This is a genomic window from Promicromonospora sukumoe 327MFSha3.1 (genome assembly GCF_000385135.1).
Lineage (GTDB): Bacteria > Actinomycetota > Actinomycetes > Actinomycetales > Cellulomonadaceae > Promicromonospora > Promicromonospora sukumoe_B.
This window is the reverse complement of the sequence record NZ_ARQM01000012.1, coordinates 67714-94704: the sequence shown is the minus strand read 5'-3', so window position 1 is coordinate 94704 and position 26991 is coordinate 67714. Positions and strand designations below refer to the sequence as shown.

The 26991-nt window shown below is 74.6% G+C and carries 21 protein-coding genes and 1 riboswitch; of the genes, 16 read left to right on the top strand and 5 right to left on the bottom strand.

What is annotated here, in order from left to right; genetic code table 11:
- Positions 1-56 precede the first annotated feature (56 nt).
- The 7 genes from H291_RS0119285 to H291_RS0119255 all read left to right on the top strand — a co-directional run bounded on the left by H291_RS0119285 (position 57) and on the right by H291_RS0119255 (position 7266).
- The gene (locus H291_RS0119285; protein WP_020016657.1) at positions 57-2567 is read left to right on the top strand and encodes a RecQ family ATP-dependent DNA helicase; all 2511 of its coding nucleotides are present in this window, start codon (positions 57-59) and stop codon (positions 2565-2567) included.
- 91 nt (positions 2568-2658) lie between these two features.
- Positions 2659-3852 (top strand): histidinol-phosphate transaminase, encoded by a 1194-nt coding sequence (locus H291_RS0119280; RefSeq protein WP_020016656.1) that lies wholly within the window; start codon positions 2659-2661, stop codon positions 3850-3852.
- The gene (gene hisB / locus H291_RS0119275; protein WP_026365921.1) at positions 3849-4448 is read left to right on the top strand and encodes an imidazoleglycerol-phosphate dehydratase HisB; all 600 of its coding nucleotides are present in this window, start codon (positions 3849-3851) and stop codon (positions 4446-4448) included. The genes H291_RS0119280 and hisB overlap by 4 nt, the downstream gene beginning before the upstream one ends.
- A gap of 5 nt (positions 4449-4453) precedes the next feature.
- Positions 4454-5050, top strand: coding sequence for a hypothetical protein (locus H291_RS30830; protein WP_020016654.1), 597 nt, complete (start codon positions 4454-4456; stop codon positions 5048-5050).
- 2 nt (positions 5051-5052) lie between these two features.
- Positions 5053-5697 (top strand): imidazole glycerol phosphate synthase subunit HisH, encoded by a 645-nt coding sequence (gene hisH / locus H291_RS0119265; protein ID WP_020016653.1) that lies wholly within the window; start codon positions 5053-5055, stop codon positions 5695-5697.
- A 91-nt stretch (positions 5698-5788) separates the two neighbouring features.
- Positions 5789-6541, top strand: coding sequence for a bifunctional 1-(5-phosphoribosyl)-5-((5-phosphoribosylamino)methylideneamino)imidazole-4-carboxamide isomerase/phosphoribosylanthranilate isomerase PriA (priA, locus tag H291_RS0119260; RefSeq protein ID WP_020016652.1), 753 nt, complete (start codon positions 5789-5791; stop codon positions 6539-6541).
- Positions 6538-7266, top strand: a complete 729-nt coding sequence (locus H291_RS0119255; RefSeq protein WP_020016651.1) for an SseB family protein — start codon at positions 6538-6540, stop codon at positions 7264-7266. Before priA ends, H291_RS0119255 begins: the two co-directional genes overlap by 4 nt.
- Positions 7267-7276: 10 nt before the next feature.
- On the opposite strand, the gene H291_RS0119250 is transcribed toward H291_RS0119255, so the two are convergent.
- From H291_RS0119250 to H291_RS0119240, 3 genes are read right to left on the bottom strand one after another with little or no spacing between them, the layout of a single operon-like run.
- Complete coding sequence (locus H291_RS0119250; RefSeq protein WP_020016650.1) at positions 7277-8020, bottom strand: S1C family serine protease; 744 nt, start codon at positions 8018-8020, stop codon at positions 7277-7279.
- Positions 8017-8565 carry a hypothetical protein gene (locus tag H291_RS0119245; RefSeq protein ID WP_020016649.1) on the bottom strand — a complete coding sequence of 183 codons (549 nt, stop codon included), beginning with the start codon at positions 8563-8565 and terminating at the stop codon, positions 8017-8019. The genes H291_RS0119250 and H291_RS0119245 overlap by 4 nt, the downstream gene beginning before the upstream one ends.
- The gene (locus H291_RS0119240) at positions 8565-8942 is read right to left on the bottom strand and encodes a DUF1844 domain-containing protein (RefSeq protein WP_020016648.1); all 378 of its coding nucleotides are present in this window, start codon (positions 8940-8942) and stop codon (positions 8565-8567) included. Before H291_RS0119240 ends, H291_RS0119245 begins: the two co-directional genes overlap by 1 nt.
- Positions 8943-9059: 117 nt before the next feature.
- Between H291_RS0119240 and H291_RS0119235 the strand changes: the two genes are divergently transcribed.
- The 8 genes from H291_RS0119235 to H291_RS0119200 all read left to right on the top strand — a co-directional run bounded on the left by H291_RS0119235 (position 9060) and on the right by H291_RS0119200 (position 22929).
- Positions 9060-12122, top strand: a complete 3063-nt coding sequence (locus H291_RS0119235; protein ID WP_020016647.1) for an alpha-mannosidase — start codon at positions 9060-9062, stop codon at positions 12120-12122.
- 191 nt (positions 12123-12313) lie between these two features.
- Positions 12314-13600, top strand: a complete 1287-nt coding sequence (locus H291_RS0119230) for an ABC transporter substrate-binding protein (protein ID WP_020016646.1) — start codon at positions 12314-12316, stop codon at positions 13598-13600.
- A gap of 158 nt (positions 13601-13758) precedes the next feature.
- The gene (locus H291_RS30825; RefSeq protein WP_020016645.1) at positions 13759-16977 is read left to right on the top strand and encodes a GH92 family glycosyl hydrolase; all 3219 of its coding nucleotides are present in this window, start codon (positions 13759-13761) and stop codon (positions 16975-16977) included.
- Between the two features lie 676 nt (positions 16978-17653).
- A riboswitch (SAM riboswitch) is annotated at positions 17654-17764 on the top strand.
- 373 nt (positions 17765-18137) lie between these two features.
- The gene (locus H291_RS30820; RefSeq protein ID WP_020016644.1) at positions 18138-19307 is read left to right on the top strand and encodes an LLM class flavin-dependent oxidoreductase; all 1170 of its coding nucleotides are present in this window, start codon (positions 18138-18140) and stop codon (positions 19305-19307) included.
- A 30-nt stretch (positions 19308-19337) separates the two neighbouring features.
- Positions 19338-19691 carry a rhodanese-like domain-containing protein gene (locus tag H291_RS0119215; RefSeq protein ID WP_020016643.1) on the top strand — a complete coding sequence of 118 codons (354 nt, stop codon included), beginning with the start codon at positions 19338-19340 and terminating at the stop codon, positions 19689-19691.
- Positions 19688-21055: an O-acetylhomoserine aminocarboxypropyltransferase/cysteine synthase family protein gene (locus H291_RS0119210; protein ID WP_020016642.1), complete on the top strand. Its 1368-nt coding sequence runs from the start codon at positions 19688-19690 to the stop codon at positions 21053-21055. The genes H291_RS0119215 and H291_RS0119210 overlap by 4 nt, the downstream gene beginning before the upstream one ends.
- Entirely contained in the window at positions 21052-22404 is a 1353-nt protein-coding gene (locus tag H291_RS0119205; RefSeq protein ID WP_020016641.1) for an LLM class flavin-dependent oxidoreductase, read from the top strand. The genes H291_RS0119210 and H291_RS0119205 overlap by 4 nt, the downstream gene beginning before the upstream one ends.
- Before the next feature lie 18 nt (positions 22405-22422).
- Complete coding sequence (locus tag H291_RS0119200) at positions 22423-22929, top strand: RDD family protein (protein WP_020016640.1); 507 nt, start codon at positions 22423-22425, stop codon at positions 22927-22929.
- Between the two features lie 72 nt (positions 22930-23001).
- Here H291_RS0119200 and H291_RS0119195 read toward each other — a convergent pair whose 3' ends face one another.
- Entirely contained in the window at positions 23002-24384 is a 1383-nt protein-coding gene (locus H291_RS0119195) for an NtaA/DmoA family FMN-dependent monooxygenase (protein WP_020016639.1), read from the bottom strand.
- An 11-nt stretch (positions 24385-24395) separates the two neighbouring features.
- Positions 24396-25529 (bottom strand): LLM class flavin-dependent oxidoreductase, encoded by a 1134-nt coding sequence (locus tag H291_RS0119190; protein ID WP_020016638.1) that lies wholly within the window; start codon positions 25527-25529, stop codon positions 24396-24398.
- A gap of 403 nt (positions 25530-25932) precedes the next feature.
- Between H291_RS0119190 and H291_RS0119185 the strand changes: the two genes are divergently transcribed.
- Positions 25933-26964 (top strand): nitroreductase family protein, encoded by a 1032-nt coding sequence (locus H291_RS0119185; RefSeq protein WP_157237191.1) that lies wholly within the window; start codon positions 25933-25935, stop codon positions 26962-26964.
- Positions 26965-26991 lie beyond the last annotated feature (27 nt).

Here is a 26991-nt window from a genome sequence, read left to right as displayed (position 1 = left end):
ACCCGGCTGTGGATAACCGGCTCGCGGTGTCGGTGGCTGCTCCTAGGATCGATGACGTGACCAAGGACCCCTTCGCAGACCTCCCCTTCGCCATGGAGGAACCGCCCGACGACGCCCACCTGACCGACGTCGGTGACCCAGGCCTGCCGCCGTCCGCGCGCAACACGCCCGAGGCCCAGGCGGCCAAGCTGCAGATGCTGCGCGGCCTGCTGCCCGACGGCGGCGTGGCGGCCGCGGCGCCGGTCCGCCGGTGGCCGCCGGCCGAGCCGGCGGAGCAGGACGCGGAGGGGGCCGGTGCGCCGGAGGAGACCGAGGCGGCCGAGGCAGAGGAGACCGCCCGACCGGTCCCGGCCGCGGCGCCCGGCGCCTCGCTGCGCGAGGAGGCCGAGGCCGCGCTGCGCGAGCTGGTGGGCCGCGACGACGCGCGGCTGCGCGACGACCAGTGGACGGCCATCGAGGCGCTCGCGGCCTTCCACCGCCGGGCGCTGGTGGTCCAGCGCACCGGCTGGGGCAAGTCGGCCGTGTACTTCGTGGCCACCAGGCTGCTGCGGGCCCGCGGCGCGGGTCCCACGGTGATCGTCTCGCCGCTGCTGGCGCTCATGCGCGACCAGATCGCGGCGGCCTCGCGCGCGGGCATCCGGGCGGTGACCATCAACTCGGCCAACATGACCGAGTGGGACGAGGTGCACGAGGCGATCGCGCGCGGTGAGGTCGACGTGCTGCTGTGCTCGCCCGAGCGCCTGAACAACCCGGGCTTCCGCGACGAGGTGCTGCCGCGCCTGGCCGCCGACGCGGGCCTCGTGGTCATCGACGAGGCGCACTGCATCTCGGACTGGGGCCACGACTTCCGGCCCGACTACCGACGTATCCGCACGCTCCTGGCGGACCTGCCGGCGGGCATCCCCGTGCTGGCCACGACCGCCACGGCCAACGAGCGCGTGACGCAGGACGTGGCCGAGCAGCTCGCCGTGCACGGCGACCAGGCGACGGGGGAGGACGTGCTCGTGCTGCGCGGCGGGCTCGACCGCGAGTCGCTGCACCTGGCCGTGCTGGAGCTCGGCGACCAGCCCACCCGCGTGGCGTGGCTGGCCGAGGCGCTCCAGGACATCGAGGGGTCCGGCATCGTCTACTGCCTCACCGTCTCGGCGGCGGAGCAGGTGGCCGAGCAGCTGCGCGGCTACGGCCTGGCCGTGGCCGCCTACACCGGCCGCACCGAGCCGGCGCAGCGCGAGCAGCTCGAGGCCGACCTCAAGAACGACGACGTGAAGGCGCTGGTGGCCACGTCCGCGCTGGGCATGGGCTTCGACAAGCCCGACCTCGCGTTCGTGGTGCACCTGGGCGCGCCGTCGTCGCCCATCGCGTACTACCAGCAGGTCGGTCGTGCCGGCCGTGGCGTGGACCAGGCGCTGGTGGTGCTGCTGCCCGGCACCGAGGACAAGGCCATCTGGGAGTGGTTCGGCGAGCAGGCGTTCCCCGCCGAGGGGCAGGTGCGGGCCACGCTCGACGCCCTGAGCGGCGGCGGCACCATGTCGACGGCCGTGCTGGAGACGCAGGTCGACCTGCGCCGCAGCCGCCTGGAGACCATGCTCAAGGTGCTCGACGTCGACGGCGCCGTCCGGCGCGTGAAGGGCGGCTGGGAGGCGACCGGCCGGCCGTGGTCGTACGACGCCGAGCGGTATGGGCGCGTGGCCGCCACCCGGGCCGCCGAGCAGCAGGCGATGGTCGACTACGTGAACACCCCGGGCTGCCGCATGGCCTACCTGCGCGCGCAGCTCGACGATCCGGAGCTGACGCCGGGCTGGGAGTGCGGCCGCTGTGACCGGTGCGGGCACATGGCCCTGCCCGAGGCGCCCGACGCCGAGGCGGTCGCCGCCGCGCGCGCCGAGATGGACCGCCCGGGCATGGAGGTCGAGCCGCGCAAGATGTGGCCCACGGGCCTCGCGTCGATCGGCCTGGACCTCAAGGGCAAGATCCCGCCCGCCGAGCTGGCCGAGCCGGGCCGCGCCGTGGCCCGCCTCGACGGCCTCGGCTGGTCCGGCCCGCTGCGCGACCTGCTCGCCCCCAACGCGCAGGACGGCGAGCTGCCCGTGCCGCTGCGCCGGGCCGCCGCGCGCGTGCTGGACGAGTGGCCCGCGCTCCGGCCGCCGGTGGAGAGCGAGGAGCCCGAGGAGGGGACCGAGGGCGGCGCTGATGGCGGCCCCCAGGCCGGTCCGCTCGTGGTCGAGGCGGTCGTGGCGATCCGTTCGGTCCGCCGGCCCCAGCTGTCCTTCCACCTGGCCACCGGGCTGGCGAAGTACCTGGGCGTGCCGATGATCGGCGCGGTCGGGCCGGTCGCGGGGCAGGAGGAGCCCGGCCGGCACGACGTGAACTCCGCGATGCGGCTCGCGGGCGTGGTCCGGCGCCTGCAGCTCCAGCTCGGCGACGGCGCGCTCCGCGGGCTGCCGGGCCGGTCGGTGCTCCTGGTGGACGACTACACGGACTCCGGCTGGACGCTGACCGTGGCGTCCCGGCTGCTGCGCGAGGCCGGCGCGGCCGCCGTGTACCCGTTCGTGCTGGGCGTGCGGTGACAGGTGGCGCCGGGCGGGTGACCAGGGCCACCCGCCCGGTGGGCGGACTGGTGCCTGGTCCGTGTCCCGCGGTTCGTAGACTGGTGCGGTGATGACCAACGCCGTCGACGAGCAGAGCGCGGAGGGCAGCGCCTCGGCGTCCTCGGTGCGCCTGCCGCTGCGTCCCGAGCTGGCGGACGAGGAGCCGTACGGCGCGCCGCAGCTCGACGTGCCGGTGCTGCTGAACGTCAACGAGAACCCGTACCCGCCCGGTGAGGACGTGGTCGCGACCATCGCGGAGGAGGTGGCGCGCGCCGCCCGCGGCATGAACCGCTACCCGGACCGCGACGCCACCGTCCTGCGCCGCGACCTCGCCGACTACCTGGAGATGGAGACCGGCGTCCGTCTGGCGCAGTTCGACGTCTGGGCGGCGAACGGGTCCAACGAGGTCATGCTGCACGTGCTGCAGGCGTTCGGCGGCCCCGGCCGCACCGCGCTCTCGTTCGCGCCCACGTACTCGATGTACCCGGAGTACGCGCGGGACACGCACACGAAGTGGGTCGTGGGACGCCGCGAGGACGACTTCACGCTGGACCCGGCGCACGCCGTCGAGCTGATCCAGCAGGTGCGCCCGTCGGTGATCCTGCTGGCCAGCCCCAACAACCCGACCGGCACGGCGCTGCCCACGGCCACCATCGAGGCGATCTGCGAGGCGGCCCTGACGGTCGACCTCGACGGGGCGCGCCCGGTCGTCGTCGTGGACGAGGCGTACGCGGAGTTCCGGCGACCCGGCACGCCGTCGGCGGTCGCGCTGCTGGAGCGGTTCCCGAACCTGGCCGTCTCGCGCACCATGTCCAAGGCGTTCGCCGCGGCCGGCATGCGGCTCGGCTACCTGGTCGGGTCGACGAAGTTCGTGGACGCGCTGCGGATCGTGCGGCTGCCGTACCACCTGAGCGCCGTCACGCAGGCCGCGGCCGGTGCCGCGCTGCGCCACCGCGAGTCGCTGATGGCCCAGGTCGCCGCGCTGCGAGCCGAGCGCGACGCGACCGTCGCGTGGCTGCGCGAGCAGCGGCTCCCGGACGGGCTACCGTTCGACGTCGCGGACACCGACGCCAACTTCGTGCTGTTCGGCACGTTCCGCGACCGGCACGCGGTCTGGCAAGGCCTGCTCGACCGCGGGGTCCTGATCCGCGAGACCGGCCCCGACGGCTGGCTGCGGGTGTCGATCGGCACGTCGTCCGAGATGGCCGCGTTCCGCGCGGCGCTCACCGAGGTCTTGCAGGAGCAGGGAGAGGAACAGGCATGAGCAGGACAGCCCGCGTGGAGCGCGCCACGTCCGAGTCCAAGGTGCTGGTCGAGCTCGACCTCGACGGCACCGGGCGCACCGACATCAGCACGAGCGTGCCGTTCTACGACCACATGCTCACGGCGCTCGGCAAGCACTCGCTGATCGACCTCACCGTGCAGGCGACCGGTGACACGCACATCGACGCCCACCACACGGTGGAGGACGTCGCGATCAGCATCGGCGAGGCGCTGCGCGTCGCCCTCGGCGACAAGGCCGGCATCTCCCGGTTCGGCGACGCGCTCGTGCCGCTCGACGAGGCGCTCGCCCAGGCGGTCGTGGACGTGTCCGGCCGCCCGTACCTGGTGCACGAGGGCGAGCCCGCGGGCCAGGAGTACCACCTGATCGGCGGCCACTTCACCGGGTCGCTGACCCGGCACGTGCTGGAGTCCATCGCGCACCACGCGGGCATCTGCCTGCACGTGCGGGTGCTGTCCGGCCGCGACCCCCACCACATCGTCGAAGCTCAGTTCAAGGCGCTGGCGCGTGCGCTGCGCGCCGCCGTGGCCGTCGACCCGCGGGTCGACGGCATCCCGTCCACGAAGGGTGCGCTCTAGCAGCCATGTCCGACAGCCCCAGGCCCGACAACGGGTCCGACAGCACGCCTGCCGGCGACGACCTGCCCGACTTCGATCTCGGCGACCTCGAGATCCCGGACGACCTGTCGTCCCTGACCGGCTCCGGGGAGCCCGACTTCGCCGCGCTGATCACCCAGATCGCGGGCGCCGAGCCGCTGGCCGCCGCCAGCTCCCTGGCCCAGCTCGACCTCGACGCCGTGCCGACCTCGGTCGGCGCCGTCGGCGTGCTGCGCGACCGCTCCGGCGACGCGCCCGAGCGTGCCGCCGCGGCGATCTCCCAGCTCGTGCGGGGCGTGCCGCTCGTCCTGGTCACCCGCACGGGCGAGCAGATGACGGCCGTCCGGTTCAGCGACGGCGTGCGCGGCGACGAGCTCGCGCCCGGCCTCGTCCTGGGCGGCGCGCCCGAGAGCGTCGTCGACCTGCTCACCGGCGCCACGGCCCTGGCCGACGTCGACGGCGTGGTCGGGTCGGACTCGATCAGCAAGTTCAAGGCGGTGCGGATGCTGACCTCCGCGGCGCGCAAGGCCCGCAAGAGCATGGGCAAGGGCGAGACCGGCCCGGACAGCAAGGGCGGGATCTGAGCGTGGGTGCCCGCGTCGTCGTCCTCGACTACGGCTTCGGCAACGTCCGGTCGGCGGTCCGCGCGCTGGAGCGCGTGGGCGCCGACGTCACGCTGACCGCCGACCGGGCCCTCGCGCAGGACGCCGACGGCCTGGTCGTGCCCGGCGTCGGCGCCTTCGCCGCGTGCATGGCCGGTCTCACGGCCGTGCGCGGCCACGAGGTCGTCGGCCGCCGGCTGGCCGGCAACCGCCCCGTGCTCGGCATCTGCGTGGGCATGCAGGTCATGTTCGACGCCGGCGTGGAGCACGGCGAGCGCGCCGACGGCATCGGCGAGTGGCCCGGCGTCGTCGAGCGGCTGCACGCCGACGTGGTGCCCCACATGGGCTGGTCGCCGGTCGAGGTGCCGGAGGGCTCGGCCCTCTTCGCCGGGATCGCCGACGAGCGCTTCTACTTCGTGCACTCCTACGCCGCCCAGACGTTCACCAAGGGGTACGACGAGAACGCGGTGGGCCGGTTCACGCCCCCGAAGGTCACCTGGGCCGACCACGGCGGCCGGTTCGTCGCGGCGGTCGAGGACGGCCCCCTGGCGGCGACGCAGTTCCACCCCGAGAAGTCCGGTGACGCCGGCGCCCAGCTCCTGGAGAACTGGCTCACCACCCTCGCCTGACCGTCGGCCGCCGGCCCTTCGCCCTCCTGGGACCCCGGAGGGGGCGACCGGCCGGCACCCGACATCTCGACCGAAAGAAACTTGGAGAGACATGACCGACCGACTCGTGCTCCTGCCCGCCGTGGACGTCGCCGACGGCCAGGCCGTCCGCCTCGTCCAGGGGGAGGCCGGCTCGGAGACCTCGTACGGCGACCCGCTGACCGCAGCCCTGGACTGGCAGTCCGGCGGCGCCGAGTGGGTGCACCTCGTGGACCTCGACGCCGCCTTCGGGCGCGGCTCCAACGCGGAGCTGCTCGCGCGCGTGGTCGGCGAGCTGGACGTGCAGGTCGAGCTGTCGGGCGGCATCCGCGACGACGAGTCGCTGGAGCGCGCCCTGGCCACGGGCGCCCGTCGCGTCAACCTGGGCACCGCCGCCCTGGAGGACCCGGCCTGGACGGCCAAGGTCATCGCCGAGCACGGCGACCGCGTCGCCGTGGGCCTCGACGTGCGCGGCACCACGCTCGCCGCCCGCGGCTGGACCAAGGAGGGCGGCGACCTCTGGGAGGTCCTCGGCCGCCTCGACGAGGCCGGCTGCGCCCGCTACGTGGTCACCGACGTGACCAAGGACGGCACGCTGCGCGGCCCCAACGTCGACCTCCTGTCCGACGTCGCCGCGCGCACCCCCGCGCACGTCGTCGCCTCGGGCGGCATCTCGTCGCTCGACGACCTGCGGGCGCTGCGCGCCCTGGGCACCATCGAGGGCGCCGTGGTCGGCAAGGCCCTGTACGCCGGCGCCTTCACGCTCCCCGAGGCGCTCGACGTCGCGGGACGCCCGGGCGCTGGGCAGGACGAGGCCGCCGAGTGAAGTCGATCCAGCCCTCCAGCCAGTTCGCGGGCGACGACGGGTCGGCCGACGCCGAGCTGACCCGCCTGCTCGCGGGCCACTCGACCGGCGCGGTCCCGCTGCGCGAGGTCGTCGCGCGCCTGGCCGAGACCCGCGTGCTCGTGCCGGTGCTGGCCGAGGCCGGTGTCGTCGAGCAGAACCCGGAGGGGCTGGCCGTCGACAAGGAGGCCTCGTCCGGCGTCGTCGCCCTGGAGGCCCCCGACGGCCGCCGGGCGCTGCCCGTGTTCACCTCCGTCGCGACCATGCAGGCCTGGCGGCCCGACGCGCGCCCGGTCCCGGTCGAGGCGACCCGCGCCGCCCTGTCGGCGGTGAGCGAGAACTGGGCGCTCATCGTCGTGGACCCGGCCGGTCCCGCGACGGCGCTGGTCCCGCGCCCGGCGGTGTGGGCGCTGGCGCAGGGCAAGCCCTGGCAGCCCGCCGTCGTGCCGCACGAGGACGGGCTGGCCGTGGACCCGGAGGTCGCCTCCGAGGTGGCGGTCGCCGCCGCGCCCGTGCAGCACGTGGTGCGGGCGCACGCCGAGCCCGGCCGCAAGGCCGAGGTCGCGGTCGTGCTCGCCCTGGACCCGGGCCTGGACCGCGCCGGGCTCGACACGGTGCTGGGTCAGGTCAACGCGCGCCTGGCGGCGTCCGAGGTCATCTCGGCGCGGGTGGACTCGCTGGAGCTCCGGATCGGCGCGGCGCGCTGAGCGAACCCGCTCAGCACCCCGACGCCGGGGTGAACGCCGTGTCGTCGTCCAGCATCTCCTGGAGCGTGGAGAGGGGCACCAGCAGGCTGTTGTCGTCCCCGGTCTTGGCGTAGACCACGCCGATCACGCGGCCCTTGTCGTCCAGCGCCGCCGACCCGGACGACCCGGGCTCGACGGGGGCGTCCGTGAGCAGCACCTCGCCGAGGTTGGCGTTCAGCGGGTCCCGCGTCGAGCCCTTCACCTCGCCCTCCGTGACGGTGAGCTCGCCGCCGGCAGGGTAGCCCACGACGGTCACATGGTCGCCGGGCTCGGGGTCGGCCTTCGCCAGCTCGGGGTGCGACGGCAGCGGGTCGGTGGTGCGGACCACGGCGAGGTCCGCGAGGCCGGCCGTCGAGGTGGTGCCCACGGTGATGTCGTGCCCGTCGTAGGTGCTGACCTCGAGGTCCTTGGAGTCCGCGACCACGTGCTTGTTGGTGATCAGCGTGTGCTCGTCGATCGCGAAGCCCGAACCCGTCGAGAGCTCCTCGCAGCCCACGTTGCGGATGCGCACCGCCATGCGCTCCACGGCGTCGAACCCGTCGGGGCTCAGGGCGTCGCCGCCCGCGGCGGGGGACAGGTCCGCCGGAGAGGTCGGCACGATGTCGCTCGGCACCGGGTCCGGCAGCGGCGGCAGCACGCCGCAGCCGCCCAGCGCGCCCGTCAGGGCGAGCACCAGGGCGACGCCGCCGGCGCGCCGACGAGCCGCCTGCCTCACCGGCGCAGCTCCTTCTGCAGGGCCTGGTTGGCGTCCTCTGCGTCGGCGCACAGCGCGTTGACCTCCTTCTCGTACCGGATCAGGTCAGCGGGCTCGTACTGGTCGGCCTCCTTGAGGTAGCCGACCAGCTGCTCCTGGCCCGACACGCACTGCCCCAGCGCCGAGGCCACCGTGGCCGCGGCCCCGCTGACCTGCGTCTGGTAGTCGAGGTACTGCTGCGAGGCGACGTTCTCGTCACCCAGCTGCGCCTTCTCGTTCGCGAGGTCCGTGATGCGCGACGTCGCCGTGGAGAGCTGGTCGCGCGCGGCCTGCAGCTCCGAGTTCGCGCCGTCGAGCTGCATCCGCAGCGAGCCGACCTCGTCGGCGTAGCCCTGCGCCTTCGCCTCCCACTCCGTGGCGGTGCGCTGCCAGCGGACGGTGGTCAGCCACAGGTACGCGCCGACGGCGATCGTCGCCACCAGCACGATCGCGAGGACGCGCGAGCCCCGGCGGGGCCTCGGGGCCCGGTCCGGGCCGGGCGCCACCACGACGGGAGCCTCGGTCATCAGACGACGGAGCCCGTGTACTTCTCGCCCGGGCCCTCGCCCGGGGCGTCGGGGATCACCGACGCCTCGCGGAACGCGAGCTGCAGGCTGCGCAGCCCGTCGCGCAGCGAGCGGGCGTGCTGGTTGCCGATGTCGGGGGCGCTCGCGACGACCAGCGCGGCCAGCGCCGTGATCAGCTTGCGCGCCTCGTCGAGGTCCTTGAGCTCCTCGGCGTCGTCGCCCTCGGCCAGGCCGCACTTGACCGCCGCGGCGCTCATCAGGTGGACGGCGGCGGTCGTGATGACCTCGACCGCGGCGACCTCCGCGATGTCCCGCGTGGCCTGGTCGGAGCCCACCGGGGCGTCGTATCCGGTGGTCGTCTCGTCGCTCGTGCTCATGGGCACCATCCTTTCATCCCCCCGGGGGTGCGGACGCCCACCGAACACCTCCGGACGGCGGCCGGAGTCTGGGTTAGCCTGCGTGCGTTCAACGGTGAAACAGGGGAGGCCCTTTCGATGCACGACGACATCACACTGACCACCGGGCGCGCGCACCGGGTCCTGACCGAAAGGATCTGGCCGGCGGTGCACGAGACGTCGGTCCCGCTCGACGTCGAGTGGCACGCCCTGCCGGGGGAGCCGATCCCGCCGGCCGAGGGGCTCGCCCTCGCGATGGAGCCGTACGAGGTGGGCACCCCGTGGGGCCCGGCCTGGGGCACCACCTGGTTCCGGCTGACGGGCACCGTGCCCGCCGAGTGGGCCGGACGCACCGTCGAGGCCGTGGTCGACCTCGGCTTCGACGTGGACCGCACCGGCTTCCAGGCCGAGGCCCTCGTCTACCGGCCCGACGGCAGCCCGGTGAAGTCCATCAACCCCCGCAACCAGCACGTCGTCGTGTCCGACGCCGCGGCCGGCGGCGAGCGGGTCGAGCTGTTCCTGGAGGCGGCGTCCAACCCCGTGCTCCTGGGGCACAACGTGTTCGAGCGCACCACCGAGGGCGACACCACGACGTCGTCGCCGGACCCGCTGTACACGACCCGGCGCATCGACCTCGCGGTCTTCGAGTCCGAGGTGTACGACCTCGCGCTCGACGTCGAGGTGCTGCTGGAGCTCCAGGCCGAGCTGCCCACCGGCCCGCGCCGCATGCGCGTGCTCCAGGCGCTCGACGACGCCCTCGACCTGCTCGACCTGCAGCGCATCCCCGAGACCGCGGCGGCGGCCCGGGCGGCGCTCGCCGACGTGCTCGCCAGCCCCGCCGAGGGCAGCGCCCACGAGATCTCCGCCGTCGGGCACGCGCACATCGACTCCGCCTGGCTGTGGCCGGTGCGTGAGACGATCCGCAAGGTCGCGCGCACGACGTCGTCCATGACCGACCTGATCGAGCGCACCGACGACTTCGTCTACGGCATGTCGTCCGCGCAGCAGTACGCCTGGGTCAAGGAGCACCGCCCCGAGGTGTGGGAGCGGATCAAGGAGGCCGTGGCCAAGGGCCGGTTCCTGCCGCTGGGCGGCATGTGGGTCGAGTCCGACACCGTGATGCCGTCGGGCGAGGCGCTGACGCGCCAGTTCTCGCAGGCGCAGCGGTTCTTCGAGCGGGAGTTCGGCATCCGATCGCACGGCGTGTGGCTGCCCGACTCGTTCGGCTACTCGCCGGCCCTGCCGCAGCTCGTCCGCCGCGCCGGGTTCGACTGGTTCTTCACGCAGAAGATCTCCTGGAACCAGGTCAACGTCTTTCCCCACCACACGTTCTGGTGGGAGGGCATCGACGGGTCGCGCGTGCTGACGCACTTCCCGCCGATGGACACCTACAACTCGCAGCTCTCGGGCGAGGAGCTCGGCAAGGCGACCCGCCAGTTCCGCGAGTCGCGGCGCGCCACGGGCTCGATCGCGCCCGTCGGCTACGGCGACGGCGGCGGCGGCACCACCCGCGAGATGACCGGCCGCGCCAAGCGGCTCGCGAACCTCGAGGGCAGCGCCAAGGTGCGCTGGGAGCACCCGGACGCGTTCTTCGAGCGCGCTCGCGGGGAGCTGCTCGCGTCCGGCACGGATGACAGCGCTGTCTGGGTGGGCGAGCTCTACCTGGAGCTGCACCGGGCCACGCTGACGTCGCAGCACAAGACCAAGCAGGGCAACCGCCGCAACGAGCAGCTCCTGGTCGAGGCCGAGGCCTGGGCGGCCACGGCGTCCGCCCGGACCGGGGCGGACTACCCCTACGAGGAGCTGGACGCCCTGTGGCAGCAGGTGCTGCTGCTGCAGTTCCACGACATCCTGCCCGGCACCTCGATCGCCTGGGTGCACCGCGAGGCCGTCGCCCAGCACGCGGCGATCACCGAGGGCGTGCAGGCCATCATCGACCGCTCCCTGCGGGCGCTGGTCGGCGAGGGGGACGTGGCGCTGCGGGCCAACCCCGCGGTGTTCGCGCAGGCGGGGGTGCCCGCGCTGGGCGTGGCCGCGGCGTCCGCCCCGGCCGCCGCGGCCAGCACGGTCACGGAGCTGCCCGACGGCGGCTACGTGCTCGCCAACGACCTGGTCCGGATCACGCTGGACGCCGCGGGCCACGTCACGTCCGCCGTCGACCTGGCCACCGGCCGGGACGCGGTGGCGCCGGGCCGCGAGGCGAACGTGCTGCAGCTGCACCAGGACTTCCCGAACAAGTGGGACGCCTGGGACGTCGACCGGTTCTACCGCAACTCGGTGACCGACCTGCGCGAGGCGCAGAAGGTGACCGCGGCGGTGGCGGACGGCGTGGCCGTCGTGACGGTGCACCGCCAGTTCTCGGCCTCCAGCCTGGAGCAGGTGATCACGCTCGCGCCGGGCAGCCGGACGCTCGAGGTCGACCTGCGCACCGACTGGCACGAGACCGAGAAGTTCCTCAAGGTCACCTTCCCGCTCGACGTGCGGGCCGAGCACGTGGCGGCCGAGACCCAGTTCGGCTTCCACAAGCGGGTCACGCACACCAACACGAGCTGGGAGTCCGCCAAGTTCGAGACGTCGATGCACCGGTGGGTGCTCGCGGAGGAGCCGGGCTTCGGCGTCGGGTTCGTCAACGACTCGTCCTATGCGTACGACGTCACGCGCGAGGTGTCCGACCAGGGCGTGGCGCCTGCGCCGGGCATCCCGGAGGTGACCACGACGGTGCGGCTCTCGCTGCTGCGTGCGCCGCGGTTCCCCGACCCGGAGACCGACCAGGGCCTCCAGACCCACCGGTACGGCCTGGTCGTCGGCGCGGACACCGCCGTGGCGACCGAGGTGGGCGCCACGTTCGGCGCGCGTCCGCGGGAGCTGCGCGGCGCGGCCGGGTTCGAGCCGCTGGTGCACGTGGGCGGCGGCGTGACGCTGTCCTCGGTCAAGCTCGCCGACGACCGGTCGGGTGACCTCGTGGTGCGGGTGTACGAGGCGCAGGGTCGTCGCACGGCGGGCACGGTCACGGTGGCGGCCCCGGTGGCCGGCGCCCGGACGGTCACCCTCATCGAGGACGACCTGGACGGCGGCGTCGTCGACGGCCTGACGGCCGACGGCACGGTGACGCTCGAGCTCAGCCCGTTCGAGGTGCGCACGCTGCGCTTCACCCTGGCCTAGCCCACGGCGTGTCAGACCTACAGGTCACCCCGGTGACCTGTAGGTCTGACACGGGTCCGTTCCGGTCTTGACACCGGAGGGAACCGGCGAAGACTCTTTGGTCCTCGCCGAAGCGCTCTCGTCGTGCGGTGGCGGCCACACGCACACCGCAGATCCCCGGACGCGACGAAGCCTCTGCCGGAAGGACTGTCATGAGCATCACCAGGATCGGGGCCGCGGGAGTCGCCCTGACCATGCTGGCCGCGCTCAGCGGCTGCGGCCTCGACGGCACGGACACCACGGACCCGGACGGCGGGGCGGACGCGACGAGCGACGTGACCGGCGCGGTCACGCTCCAGACGTGGGCGCTCCAGCCCCGCTACACCGAGTACGTCGAGGGCCTGATCGCCGCCTTCGAGAGGCAGTACCCGGGCACCGAGGTCACCTGGCTCGACCAGCCCGGCGACAACTACTCGGAGAAGGTGCTGGAGCAGGCGGCGGCGGGCGAGCTGCCCGACGTCACGAACCTGCCGCCGGACTTCGCCCTGTCCCTCGCGCGCGAGGGCCTGCTCACCGACGTCACCACCGTCGACGACACCCTGGCGGAGACCTACGTGCCCGGGGCGCTCGCGGCCTACCGGTACGCGGGTCTCGAGGGCACGTACGGGTTCCCCTGGTACCTGACCACGGACGTGAACTACTGGAACACCGAGCTGTTCGCGGAAGCCGGGCTCGACCCGGCGAACCCGCCGACCACCCTCGACGAGCTGGTCGCGCAGGCCCGCACCATGCACGACGCGACCGGCGGCTACCTCATGAGCCGCAAGCCCGGCCTGGGCGACCTCGCCGCGGCCGGCATCCCCGTGCTGTCCGACGACGGCACCGAGTTCACGTTCAACACGCCGCAGGCGGCGCAGCTCCTGGACGTCTACCGGGGCGCCTATGCCGACGGTCTCCTGCCGGACGACGTGCTCACCGACGCCTACCTCGGCAACGGCCAGCTCTTCACCGACGGCAAGGTGGCCTGGTCGACCGGCGGCGGCAACTTCATCAACAGCGCCGTGGCGAACAACCCGTCGCTGGAGGGCAAGATCGCGTCCTCGCCGTACATGGGCGACACCCCGCTGTACGTCCAGGGCCTGTCCGTCTCGAACAAGTCGACGAACCTGCCCACGGCGGTGGCCCTGGCCCGGTTCGTCACGAACGCCGCCAACCAGGAGGCGTTCTCCGCCGAGGTGCCCGGCGTCTTCCCGTCCACGGCGTCCTCGCAGGAGAACCCGGACCTGTCGCAGAGCGACGGCTCGCCCCAGGGCGACGCCAAGGCCATCGCGTTCAGCAACCTCACCACGGCACGGGTGCTCCAGCCGGTCGAGGTCAGCGAGGAGATGACCACCATCATCAACCAGCAGTTCGCGGCGGCCATCGCCGGGGACCTGACCTCGCAGGACGCCCTCGACGCGGCGGTCGACGAGTGCAACAAGCTGCTCGCCGACCAATGACCGCACCCGCGTAGCCGTACGACACCAGGGCGGTCCCCGCCCGCGAAGAAAGGCCTACTGCAATTCGTCACGACACCGACGTCGCCGCGCCCTCCGGGCCCGCACACGTCCCCGCCGGCCGCCCCGGCGCCGGCCTGACCAGCGAGAACGCCCACCTGGTGCGACACCACGGCGCGGACCGCACCGTGCTGCTCGACGGCCTGGACGTGCCGCTGGAGGCCGGCGCCGAGCTGCGCTACGCCGTCCTGCCCGTGCTCGACGAGAAGCTCACCTACCGCTCCACCTACGTGGCCCTCGACCTGCGGCTCGACGACGGCACCTGGCTCTCGCAGACCGAGTCCGGGCGCGCGCTGCGCGACCAGCACGGCATGCTCGCGACCGCCCTCGGCCAGGGGGAGGCGCGCATCCTGGTACCGGACCACTGGAACCTCGTGCGCGTGGACCTGGGCCCCGTGGCGCAGGCGCTGCCGGGCCGCCGCGTGACCGCCGTCGCCGTCGTGACCGCCGCGCCGGACGGCGGGGTGAGCGAGGTCTGGCTCGACACCGTGAGCGTGGGGCCGCGCGCCGAGCGCGTGGTGACCGGCCGCACCGACCTCGTGGACACGCGCCGGGGCACGCACTCCTCGGGCGAGTACTCGCGCGGCAACAACGTGCCCGCCGCCGCGGTGCCCAACGGCTTCACCATGTGGGTGCCCCTGACCGACGGCGCCTCCGAGCGCTGGCTCTACTCCTGGGCCGCGCACAACGGGCCGGACAACCGGCCGCGCCTCCAGGGCGTCGGCATCTCGCACGAGCCCAGCCCCTGGATGGGGGACCGCGACCAGCTCGCGTTCCACCTGGTCCCCGCCGGGCCCGACGGCGGCGAGGTCCCCGACGCGGGCCTGGCGGCCCGCTCGATCGGCTTCTCGCACGACGACGAGACCGCCCGCCCCCACCGCTACGACGTCGCGCTGGACGGCGGCGCCCGCGTGGCCGTCGCGGCGTCCGACCACGGCGGCGTCCTGCGCTTCACCTTCCCGCCCGGCGCGAGCACGGGCCACCTCGTGTTCGACGCCGTGGGCGACTCCGGCGCGGACGGCGCCCCCGTGTCGATCACCGTGCACGACGACGGCACGCTCACCGGCTGGAGCGACCACGGCAGCCCCCTGTCGGTGGGCCGCAGCCGCATGTACGTGGTGGGCCGCATCTCCGCGCCGGTGCTGCGCTCGGGCCCCGCCCGCGGGCGGGACCACGCGACGTACGCGACCGTCGCGCTGGACGCCGGAGGCGATGCCGAGGCGGGCCGCACGGTCGAGGTGCGCGTGGCGACGTCGTACATCAGCGAGGACCTGGCCCGGCTCGCGCTGGAGCGCGAGGTGTCCGGCACCCTCGACGAGGTCGCCGACGCCGCCCGCGCGCAGTGGGAGGACCGCCTCGGCGTGCTCGACGTCGACGGCGCGTCCGAGGAGCAGCAGGTCACGCTCTACTCGAACCTGTACCGGCTGAACCTGTACCCGTCCTCCTACACCGAGGTCGGGGCGGACGGCGCGCCCGTGCACGCCTCGCCCGTGCTCGACGGCGCCCCCGCGGTGCCCGGCGAGATGTTCGTCAACCACGGGTTCTGGGACACCTACCGCACCTGCTGGCCCGCCTACGCGCTGCTCTACCCCGAGGTCGCGGCGCGGCTCGCGGACGGGTTCGTGCAGCAGTACCGCGAGGGCGGCTGGGTGGCCCGCTGGTCGTCGCCGGGCTACGCCGACCTGATGACGGGCACGTCGTCCGACGTCGCGTTCGCCGACCTGTACCTGCGCGGCGTCGACCTGCCCGACCCGCTCGGCACCTACGACGCCGGGCTGCGCAACGCCACGGCGCTGCCCACCCGCTCCGGCGTCGGCCGCAAGGGCCAGGAGTTCGCGCTGACCAACGGCTGGGTGCCGCGCGACGTCGAGGAGTCGGTGTCGTGGAGCCTGGAGGGCTACATCAACGACGCCGGGCTGGCCCGGATGGCGCAGGCGCTCGCGGACGCGCCGGGCACCCCGGACGAGCGCCGCCGGGCCCTGCGGGACGAGGCCGCCTACCTGCGGCAGAGCGCCGCCGGGTACGTGCACCTCTTCGACGCCGCGACCGGGTTCTTCCGCGGCCGCGGCCGGGACGGCGCGTTCGACCCGGCGCCGTTCGACCCGGACGCGTGGGGCGGCGACTACACCGAGTCGGACGCGTGGAACTTCCTGTTCCACCCCGTGCACGACGGCGCGGGGCTGGTTGCCCTGCACGGCGGTCGCGAGGGTCTCGAACGGCTGCTGGAGCGGTTCTTCGCGGCGCCCGAGCGGGCAGACAAGCCCGGCTCGTACGGCAACCCGATCCACGAGATGTTCGAGGCGCGCGACGTGCGCCTCGGCCAGCTCGGGCAGTCGAACCAGGTGTCGCACCACATCGCGTGGACGTGGTCGGTCGCCGGGCGGCCGGACCGCACCCAGGAGGTCGTGCGCGAGATCCTGACGCGGCTGTGGACCGGCAACGACATCGGCCAGGGGTACCACGGCGACGAGGACAACGGCGAGATGTCGGCCTGGTACATCCTCGCCGCGCTCGGGCTGTACCCGCTGGAGATCGGGTCGCCGCGGTGGGCGGTCACGTCGCCGCTCTTCGAGCGCGCGGTGGTGCACCGGCCCGACGGCGACCTCGTGATCGAGGCGCCCGGCGCGGCCGAGCGGTGGTATGTCGCGGGGCTGGAGGTTGATGGTGCTGGTGCTGGTGCTGGTGCTGGTGCTGGTGCTGGTGCTGGTGCCGGTGCTGTGGCCGGCCGGGTGGTGGCCGAGCCGTCGGTCGACAACGGCGACCTGGTCGGGGGAGCGACCCTGCGGTTCGCCCTGTCGGACGTGCCGACGGGCTGGGGTGTGCCTGACGGCGTCGTGGGCGAGGGGGCGTCGGCGGGTTCGTTGTCGGCGTCGTCCGTTGGTGCCGGTGCTGGTGCTGGTGCTGGTGCTGGTGCTGGTGCCGGGGCGGAGGCCGCTGCCGACAGCCCCCGGCCGTGGCTGCGCGCTGCCGGGTCCTGGCGCGGCGCCGAGGGCGCCCTGCCGAGCCTGACCGACGGCGACCTCGCGATGTCGTCCGCCGTCCACGGCGCGCTGGAGTGGCAGCCCGCCGCCGACGTCGCGCAGGGTGCGGTGCTGCGCGCCTACACGCTGACCTCGGGCGCGGACGGCTCGGCCCCGCCGTCGGCGTGGCGTCTGGTCGCGGACGACGGCCGGGTGCTCGACGAGCGCTCCGGCGAGGACTGGCCCTGGCCCGGCCAGCTGCGCCCGTTCGTGCTCGACGAGCCGGTGCCGCTCACCGCCGTCCGCCTGGAGCTGCTGGAGGAAGGCGCCGTCTCCCAGCTGGAGCTCCTGACGACGTAGCCGCGGGGAGGCCGGCGCGAAGGTGCGCATCTACCCAGCCATTAGGCCCGGAATGACGCTGGTTCCGGGCCCAATGACTGGGTAGAAGCGCACTTTCGCGTTCCTGGCACCGAGCCTTGGCGTGATCGCGGGTCCGGTGCCGGCCGGTCCGCCGTCGGCCCCCGCCCGCGGCCAGTCGGCCCCGCCCGCTGCCCGCTGCCCGCTGCCGCTGCCGCTGCCCGCCGCCCGCGGCAGTCGCGAGCGCCGAGCTCGGCTGGTTGCTGAGGCCGGTCTTGCGAGCTCGGTCGGTTGCATTGAGACCGGTCCACTGATGGACCGGTCTCAATGCAACCGACCGAGTTCACTGACCCGACCGAGCTCGCTCACCCGACCGAGCTCGCTGACCCCGCCGACTCCGCCCGGGCTAGCCCGCCACCGACCCTCCTGCCGAGGTGACAAGGCACTCACACCGGCACGGAGGCCAGTCCAAAGTGCGCTTCTGCCCAGTCATTGGGCCCGAAAACCACGTGATTTCGGGCCCAATGACTGGGTAGAAGCGCACGCCCACGCACCCCCCAGATCCCGGGATGTGAGATCTGGGCAAAGATCGTTGACTTCTATGGGTTCCATTCGTATCTTCTTGGACATCGAGACCTACCGCACCAACCCGATCGGAAAGATGTAGAAAGCCTCGACAGGTCATGAGCTCCGACGCGAAGCCCCGGCTGGTCGGACGGCAACCCCCCGCGCGGGTGGGTGCCCCGGGTGAGGACCAGGTCCACCGCCGCCGGCGGTGACAACACGCGTCGCTCGCCGATGGGCGAGCAGGTGAGGAGAACGACGATGACCCGGAGCGCTGCCCCCGCCGTCCACGTGTCCCTGCCGTCCCGGAACGTCTGCGCGCCGGCCTGTGCCGCCCCGCGCCCGAGCATGTGTTGTCGCTGACGCGCACCACACCCGCGCGCTGACCGGCCGCCACGGGCCCAGCCGCGCGGACCTGCTCTCGGCCCCCACGCCGAGCCCGGCCGCACTCAGGCCTTCACGTTCCTGACCGGACGTCTCTCTCCCGCCTCCCGGCAGCCACGCCCCTCGGGTGACCCCAGGCGCCGTCGTGCACCCGCACGCGGCCGAGGACCACCCGGGGTGCCGTCGCGCTGCCGCAGCCCGAACGGAGCCCCGCCGTGCCGTACCCGCCGCAGCCCACGTCCCTGACCGCCACCGCCACCGCCCTCGCGTCCCGTCCCGTCGTGCTCGGCGTGGACCTCACCTCCGCCGGCGCCCGCCCCGGTTCACACCGGGCACGCGGACCGATAGCCCCGCGCCCGTTCGACGGCGAGCGGTTCCTGCACCTGGTGCGGACCGCCGACCGCGGCCTGCTCGACTTCGTGAGCCTCGACGAGGGCTTCCTGCTCCACCCCGGCCGCAGCCAGGTCACCGGCCGCCTCGACACGGCCGTCGCCGCCGCCCGCGCCGCACGGGTCACGGCCGGGATCGGCCTGGTCGCCGCCGTCGACACGGTGCACGTCGAGGCGGCCCACGCCGCCGTCGCCCTGAGCAGCATCGACCGCGCCAGCAGCGGCCGGGCCGGCTGGCAGGCCGTGCGGCAGGGCACCCTGCCCGAGTCCGACGACGCCTGGGCCACCCGCGTCGAGCTCGGCATCCAGTCGGTGACCCAGGTCTGGACCGGCCGCCCCGGCAGCGGCGCGGGCGCCGTCGAGCTCGACGCCGAGGGCCGGTTCCGCGTGGACCACGACGGCATCCGGTTCGCCGTCCGCGGCCGGCCCGCCGACGGCGGCACCCCGCTGCCGCAGACGCCGCCGCCCGTCGTGGTGCGCGTGCGCTCCGAGGCCAGCGCGGCGCTGGCCGGCCGCACCGCCGACGTCGCGCGGATCGCCGTGGCCGACGCCGCGCACGCGGTGCGGCTGCGCCGGCTCGTGCGGGACGCGGCGCTGTCCGCCGGGCGCGACCCCCAGGACGTGCGGGTGCTCGCCGAGGTCTACGTGGTCCTCTCCACCGAGCGGGCCGGTGCGCGTGCCCGGCTCGAGCTGGTCGAGGCGCTCGAGGGTACCGCCCCCATGGGCGACGGGCTCGTGGTCGCCGACACCCCCGACGAGCTGGCCACCCTCATCGCGGACTGGACCACGGTCGGCGCCGTCGACGGGTTCCTGCTGCGCCCCTCCTCGCTCAGCTCGGACCTTGACACCATCACCGACCACCTGGTGCCCGCGCTCCAGCACGCGGGCCTGTTCCGCACCGAGCGGACCGAGACCACGCTGCGCGGTTCGCTCGGTCTGCCCGACGCCGCGACGGACGTCCGCGAGCTGCCCACCGGCCGCCTGCTGAGCGCCTGACCACCCACCACGACCCCCGAGGAGACCACCATGACCACCCCTGAGCTGCAGACCCCCGACGCCGCGGGCGCCAAGGTCGCCGGCGGCGCCCTCCTGATCGACGTCCGCTCGGCCGCGGGCCGCGCGTCGGCGGGCGAGATCCCGGGCGCCACGCTCGCCGACCGGAACGACCTCGACGCGCTGTTCGGCCCGTCCGACAACCCCGCGATCACCCTCGACACGCCCGTCGTGATCGTGTGCGGCTCGATCAACGGCTCCGGCCCGGTCGCCGAGGCGCTGGCCGCCCGCGGCTACACCGACGTCTCGCACGTCGACGGCGGCTTCCCCGCCTGGAAGGAGGCCGGCCTGCCCGCCACCGAGGCCGAGCCGACCGCCGCGCCATGACGGGCTTCGCCACCCGGCAGGTGCACGCGCGCAGCACCGGGCGGGACGACGCCGGGCGGGCCACCGGCGCGCCCGGCCCCGCGCCGTCGGCCCACGTGGTCCCGCGCGCGACGCCCGTCTACCTGACGGCCGGGTTCGAGTTCGAGGAGTGGGAGCAGGCCGCCGGCCACTTCGGCGCGGGCGAGGGCTTCGCCTACACCCGCACCGGAAACCCGACCACGGCCGCCGTCGAGCAGCGGATCGCCGCCCTGGAGGGCGGCGCCGACGCCCTGTTCCTGGCCAGCGGGCAGGCGGCCGTCACGGTCGCGCTGCTCGGCCTGGTCGAGGCCGGGCAGCGCGTGCTCGCCGCGTCCAGCATCTACGAGGGCACGCGCGGGCTGCTCCTGGACAACCTGCCGCGCCTCGGCGTCGAGGCCGACTTCGTGGACGACGCCGCCGACCCGGCCGCCTGGGAGCGCGCCATCCGGCCCGAGACGCGCGTGCTGTTCCTGGAGTCCATCCCGAACGCGCGCAACGACCTGCCCGACCTTGCCGCCGTGGCCGACGTCGCGCACGCCCACGGGCTGGTGCTGGTCGTGGACAACACACTGGCGACGCCGTACCTGCTACGCCCGATCGAGCACGGCGCCGACGTCGTGGTGCACTCCGCCAGCAAGTTCCTCGCGGGCCACGGTTCGGTGCTGGGCGGCGTCGTCGTCGACTCCGGGACGTTCGACGCGCGCACCTCGGGCGCGCTGTACCCGCACCTGGTCGCGCCGTCCCGCACGGGCGGGCCGAGCGTCGCCGACCGGCACGGCGGGCTCGCCCGCCTGGCCTACCTGCGCGAGACGGTGGCGCCGCGCTTCGGCCCGACGCCGTCGCCGCTGAACGCGTTCCTCGTGGGCCAGGGCATCGAGACCCTGTCGCTGCGGGTCGCCCGGCAGAGCGCGTCTGCCCTGGAGGTCGCGCGCTGGCTGGCGTTCCGGCCCGAGGTGGCCTCCGTGGACTACTCCGGGCTGGACTCCAGCGAGTCGTACGCGCTGGCCAAGCGGTACCTGCCGGACGGCCAAGGCTCCGTGTTCACCTTCACGCTGCACGGCGGCGTCCCCGCGGCACGTGCGCTGGTCGAGGCCGTGCAGGTGTTCACGCACATGACCCACATCGGCGACGTCCGCTCCCTGGTGCTGCACCCGGAGAGCACCAGCCACGTGCTGCGCACCCCTGCCGAGCGGGCCGCCTCCGGCATCCATCCGGGCACCCTGCGGCTGTCGGTGGGCATCGAGGACCTGCCCGACCTGATCGCCGACCTCGACCGGGGGCTCGCGGCCGCGCGCCGTGCCGCCGAGCCGGGCGCCGCCGGCACCCCACGCAAGGAGACACCATGACCCGCCAGCAGCACCTCGGCTGGTTCCTGGCCCGCGGCTTCGGGCCGCACGGCTGGGGCCACGACCACCTGGACTGGAACTACGACTGGACCCGGCCCGACCTCTACGTCGAGTCGGCCCGCGCGCTGGAGCAGGCGGGCGTGGACCTGCTGATCATCGAGGACGCGCCGTCGCTCGGCGGCCCCGAGACGATCGACCTGCGCGTGCGGCAGGCGTTCGGCGGCCCCAAGCACGACCCGCTGCTGCTGGCCCCGTACCTGTTCGCGGCGACACAGCACCTCGGCATCGTGCCGACGGTCAACCCGGCCGCCGTGCTGCCCTACACCGGGGCGCGGCAGCTCGCGACGCTCCAGCACCTCTCGGGCGGCCGGCTCGGCCTCAACCTCGTGACCGACACCGGCAGCGCGCGGCACTTCTCCGCCGCGCCGCCGCTCGGGCACGACGCCGCGTACGACCGCGCCGAGGAGTGGCTCGACGGCGTCCGCTCGCTGTGGCGCTCGTGGGACGACGGCGCGCTGGTCGCCGACCCCGGCGTCGTCGGACCGGACGGAGCGCGGACCGGCGGGCGGTACGCCGACGGCGGCCTGCTGCGTCCCGTGCGGCACCGCGGTGAGCACTACGCGTTCGACGGCCCGCTCAACGCGCTCCCGTTCGACGGCGGGGCCGACGGCGAGCCCGTCGTCGTCTCGCCGGGCGGCTCCGGCCGCGGCCTGGCGTTCGCCGGCGCGAACAGCGACGTGCAGCTCGCACTCGCGCCGCTCACCGAGTCGAGCGTGCGCGACTACCGGGCCAGGGTGCACGCCGCGGCCCGCGCGGCCGGGCGCTCCCAGGAGCACGTCAAGGTGCTGTTCGCCATCAAACCCGTGCTCGTGTCCAGCCCGCAGGAGGCCGACCGGCTGGTGGTGGCGTCGGCGAACCCGGACGACGCGACGCTGCTGCGCATCGCCGAGCAGCAGTCCAGTGACCTGGAGACCGACCTGACGGCGCTCGACCTGGACAAGCCGCTGCCCACGGGCCTGTTCGGCGACCACGTCTCGCACGGGTCCATCAAGCGGCTGGTCGGCGAGCACGACCTCGCCACCACGCCGCTGCGCGTGCTGCTCGGTGGGCTCGCCCGCCTGGGCCGCATCGCCGACCGCTCCGGCTGGGTGGGGACGGCCGGCGAGCTGGCCGACCTCATCGAGGAGCTGGGGGAGTGGGGCAACGACGGCGTGCTGCTGTGGGGCGACCTGCACCCCGTCACCGTGCACCGCACGCTCGACGAGCTGGTCCCGATCCTGCGGCGGCGCGGCATCCTGCGCACCGAGTGGGCCGACGGCGGCCTGCGGGCCAACCTGCGGGCGTTCTGACGCGGTAGCGTCGGCGCCGTGAACTCCGAGGCCTGGCGACGCATCGTGGCGTGGCTCGTCGACTGGCTCTGCTTCCTGGTGTGGCTCGTGCTGCTCGCCGCGGTCGGCATCCCGCTGTACCTCGCCGGCGTGACGACGGGGTGGTCCGCGGTGACCACGAACGTGGTCTCCGCGCTGCTGACGGCGTTGCCGCTGACGATCTTCCTCGCCGTCCTCGAGTCGGGCCCGCGGCAGGCGACGATCGGCAAGCGCGTGCTGGGGCTGAAGGTCGTCGGCGCCCGGGACGGCGGGCGGCTCACGTTCGCCCGGGCGCTGCTCCGGAACGCGCTCAAGGTCGCGCTGCCCTGGACGATCGGGCACGCCGCGGCGATCGGCCTCGTCGGGTCGACGACGGTCGGGCCGGGGCTCGTGGCCCTCACCGTGGCGGCCTACGTGCTGCCGATCGTCTGGGTCGGCACCCTGTTCGCGGGCGCGGGGCGCACGCCGTACGACCGCGCCGGGGCAGCCAGGGTCGTGCGCGTCTGAGGGTCCAGCCCCCACGCACGTGTCAGACGCACAGGTCACCTGAGCGGTCTATACGTCTGACACGTGCGGGGGTCAGGCCGCGCCTACCGTCGCCGCCCGGCGCGTCAGCGGGGCGCGCAGGCCCAGGTGCCCCCGCAGCGTCGTTCCCGTGTACGACGTCGGGTACGCACCCCGCTCCTGGAGCTCCGGCACCACCTTCTCGACGATGTCGTCCAGGCCCGACGGCACGATCCACGGGCTGATGTTGAACCCGTCGACGGCGCCCGTGCGCACCCACCGGATCAGGTCCTCGGCCACCGCGGCGGGCGTGCCCTGGAAACCGCGCTCGCTGCTGTTGCGGACCACCAGCTCACGGATCGACAGGTGCTCCGCCTCGGCCAGCGCCCGCCACTGCGCGGCGATCTCGCGGGTCCGCGCCCCCGTGGTGGCCGACCCGCGCTCGCCGCCCAGCTCCTCGACGACCGGGTCGTGCGCGGGCAGCGGGCCGTCGGGGTCGTAGCCGGACAGGTCCTCGCCCCAGATGTTGCCCACGATGGAGAGCGCCGTGGCCGGGGTGACCTGGTTCCAGCGCACCCAGCGCGCCCGCTCCTCGGCGTCGGCGGGCGTGTCGCCCACGATGATGCCGGTGCCCGGGAAGATCTTGACGTCGTCGTCCGGCCGGCCCGCGGCCACGGTCCGGCGGCGGACGTCGGCGGCGAACTCCAGGGCGTCGGCCAGCACGGCGCCGTGGCGGGAGAAGATGACGTCCGCGTTGGCGGCCGCGAAGTCCCGGCCCTGCGGGGAGTCCCCGGCCTGGAAGATGACCGGGTGCCCCTGCGGGCTGCGCGGCGTGGTGGGGTCGAGCTCGACGTCGAACAGGGCGCTGTGCTCCGCGACGTGGGCCACCACCCCGCTGAAGGCGTCGCTCCCGCCCGTGTCCGGGAACGCGTCCCAGATCTGCCGCGCGATGTCGAGCTGCCCCTGTGCCCGGTCGTAGCGCAGCGCGTGGTCGAGGTAGCCGCCGCGGCGGAAGTTGGCCCCGGTCCAGTCGTTGTCCGTGGTCACGACGTTCCACGCGGCGCGGCCGCCCGAGAGCACGTCGAGGCTCTGCAGGCGCCGGGCCAGGTCGGCCGGGTCGTTGTACGTGGTGTTCTGGGTGGCGACCAGGCCGATGTGCGTGGTGATCGCGGCCAGGGCGGCGAGCTGCGTGATCGCGTCCGGGCGGCCCACCACGTCGAGGTCGTGCAGGGCGCCGCGCGACTCGCGCAGCCGCAGGCCCTCGCCCAGGAAGAACGCGTCGAACAGCCCGCGCTCGGCCGTGCGGATCACCCGCTCGAAGGTCGCGAAGTCCGTCTGCGAGCCCGAGTCCGGGTCCGACCAGACGGTGGTGTGGTTGACGCCCTGGAAGAAGACGCCGAAGTGCACCTGGGCGTCGGGGCGGGTGACCGGGAAGTCGGTCGGGGTCAGGTCGGTCATGGCGGGTCTCCTCAGGCGCTCGGCGCGTCGGCCAGGACGCGCGTGTCGTAGCGGTTGGCGGGGCGCGGCAGGCCGAGGGACTCGCGCAGCGTGGCCCCCGGACGGGGCGCCGCCACGAGCCGGGCGGCGCGCAGGGCGGGCAGCACGTCCCGAGCGAGCACCGGCAGGTCGACGTCGAGGACCGCGGGCAGCAGCCGCACGCCGTCCACCGGCCGCCGGCTGTCGGGGCCCGGCGTGGCGAGCTCGGTGAGCAGGGCGACCAGCCCGGCCGCGCTGCCCACGTGCCGCAGCGCCCGGGTGTCCCACGGCGAGCGGACGCCGGCAGGCGTGCTGCCGTCCAGCACGGCCAGGCGGTCCGCGCCGGTGCGCCCGCCGGCGTCGAGCACCACCTCGATGTCCACGCCCGCGCGCGGCGAGCGCTCGCGTGCGGCCTCCGCGTTGCCGCTGGCCGCGCCGACCCCGGCGCCGCCGACGAGCGTGACGTCCACGAGCGGCTCGGCGCCGTCGAGCAGGGGCGGTACGTCGCCGTCCGCGGCGAGGACCACGAGCTGCCCCTGCGGTGGGCGGGGCGTGATGAGCGGGCCCTTGACCGAGAAGCTCTCGCCCTCGAAGTCCACGTGGTGCACCCGGTCGCGGTCGATGTAGCGGCCGGTGGTGACGTCGCGGATCACGGCGTCGTCCTCCCACGAGTCCCACAGGTCCCGCACCACCCGCACGACGTCGCGCGCCTCGCGCGCCAGGTCGCCGACGACGGGGCGGCCGTAGGCGTCGGCCGTGGCGGCGTCGCGCGTGACCGCCGCGATCCAGCCGGCCCGCCCGCCCGCCGCGATGTCCAGCGACGCCAGCTGGGCCGCGACGTGGAACGGCTCGGGGTAGGTGGTCGGCACCTGCGGCACCAGGCCGATCGCCGACGTCGTCCGGGAGACGAACGCCGCCCGGGTCACGGACTCCAGGCGGGCCGATGCCGGCGAGCCCGGCACCGCCGGGAGCAGCGCGTCCGTGAAGGAGACGAAGGTGAGGCCGGCGTTCTCGGCCTGCCGGACCGTGCGCGCCAGCCGGGCGCCGGACACGAGGTCGGGCCCGGCCAGGCCGGTCACGGCGGCGGCCGCGGGGTGCGCGCCCGCGCCGTCGGCGTCGAGGCCCACGAAGAAGGGTGAAGGGTGCGGTGCGGACGGGTGCGAAGAGGGCGGTGCAGAAGGCAAGGGGGTCCTCCGGTGTCGTCGCGGCGCGCTCCCGCGGACCTGCCGCGGACGCCGAGCGCGTGCAACATAGCCCCGTCCCCGCCGGACGCAATGGCCGACCGGGATCGTCTCGCCATCCGGTCGCCGCTCTCGCCCACGCCCTGGATGCCGCCGGACGGGAAAAAATCCGACGAGTCAACCAATCCGGCAAAGAGTCCATATAGTGGGCGATCAGTGTCCGTGGCCCTGTAACCAGGCAGAACAGCGGCGTCCGGCGACCGACCGGCATGTGAGACGCCGAACTGGGGCATTGACGGAAGGCCCCTGACATGAGTGTCTGGCCTTCCGTCCACCCCACGGAGCACTCATGACAGCCATCGACGCCTTTCTGGTCACTACCCCGACCGAGACCGCTCCCGTACCGCCGGCCCGAGTGCCGGCCCGGATCACCCGAGCACCCCGGGCCCACCAGCCCGAACCCACGCCCCAGGCCGTGCGCGACGAAGCGCACGACCCCACCTCGCCCGAGCTGGCCGGCCGGCTCGCGGCAGCCCGCGCCCAGGTGGCCGCCCGCTACGGCGTGACCGCCCGGCGGGCCGACACCGTCGCGCCCCAGGTCGCCGCGGCCGTCGCCGCGGCGTCCGACCTCCCGCGGTCCGTGCTGGACGTCCAGCTCGGGCACCGCTCGGTCAGGCGGTTCCTGCCCGGACCCCTGCCACCCTCCGTGCTGCCCACCCTGGTGGCGGCCGCCCAGTCCGCGCCCACGTCGTCCGACCTGCAGCTCTGGAGCGTCGTGGCCGTCACGGACCAGGCTCGCCGGGCCCGCGTGGCCGACCTGTCCGGCGGGCAGGACCACGTGCGCGACGCCCCGCTCCTGCTGGTCTGGGTCGCCGACGTCGCCCGCGTCCGCGCGCTCGCCGAGCGGCGGGACACGGCCGTGCACGCGACCGGGTACCTGGAGACCACGGTCACCGCGTTCGTCGACGCCGCGCTCGCGGCGCAGAATGCCGCCGTCGCCGCCGAGTCGCTGGGCCTGGGCACCGTCTACCTCGACGGCGTCCGGGACCGGCCCGAGGCGCTCGGGGCCGAGCTGCGGCTGCCCCGGGGCACCGCGCCGGTCGTCGGACTGCTCGTCGGCCGGCCCGACCCGGCCCGCGCCGGCCGGGTCACGCCGCGCCTGCCGCAGGCCGTCGTCCTGCACCACGAGACCTACGACACGGCGCGGCAGCTGCGGCCGTTGGCCGCCTACGAGCGGCGCATGGCCGAGTTCTACCGCGCGGAGGGGCTCGACGGCGGCTGGGTCGGCCGAGTGCTGACCCGGTTGCGCGGGCACGGTTCCCTGCGGGGGCGGGAGCGGCTGCGCTCGGCACTGGCCGCGCTGGGGCTGCCGTCCTGGTGACCCTTCGCCGTCCGTGAGCGAGGGGCG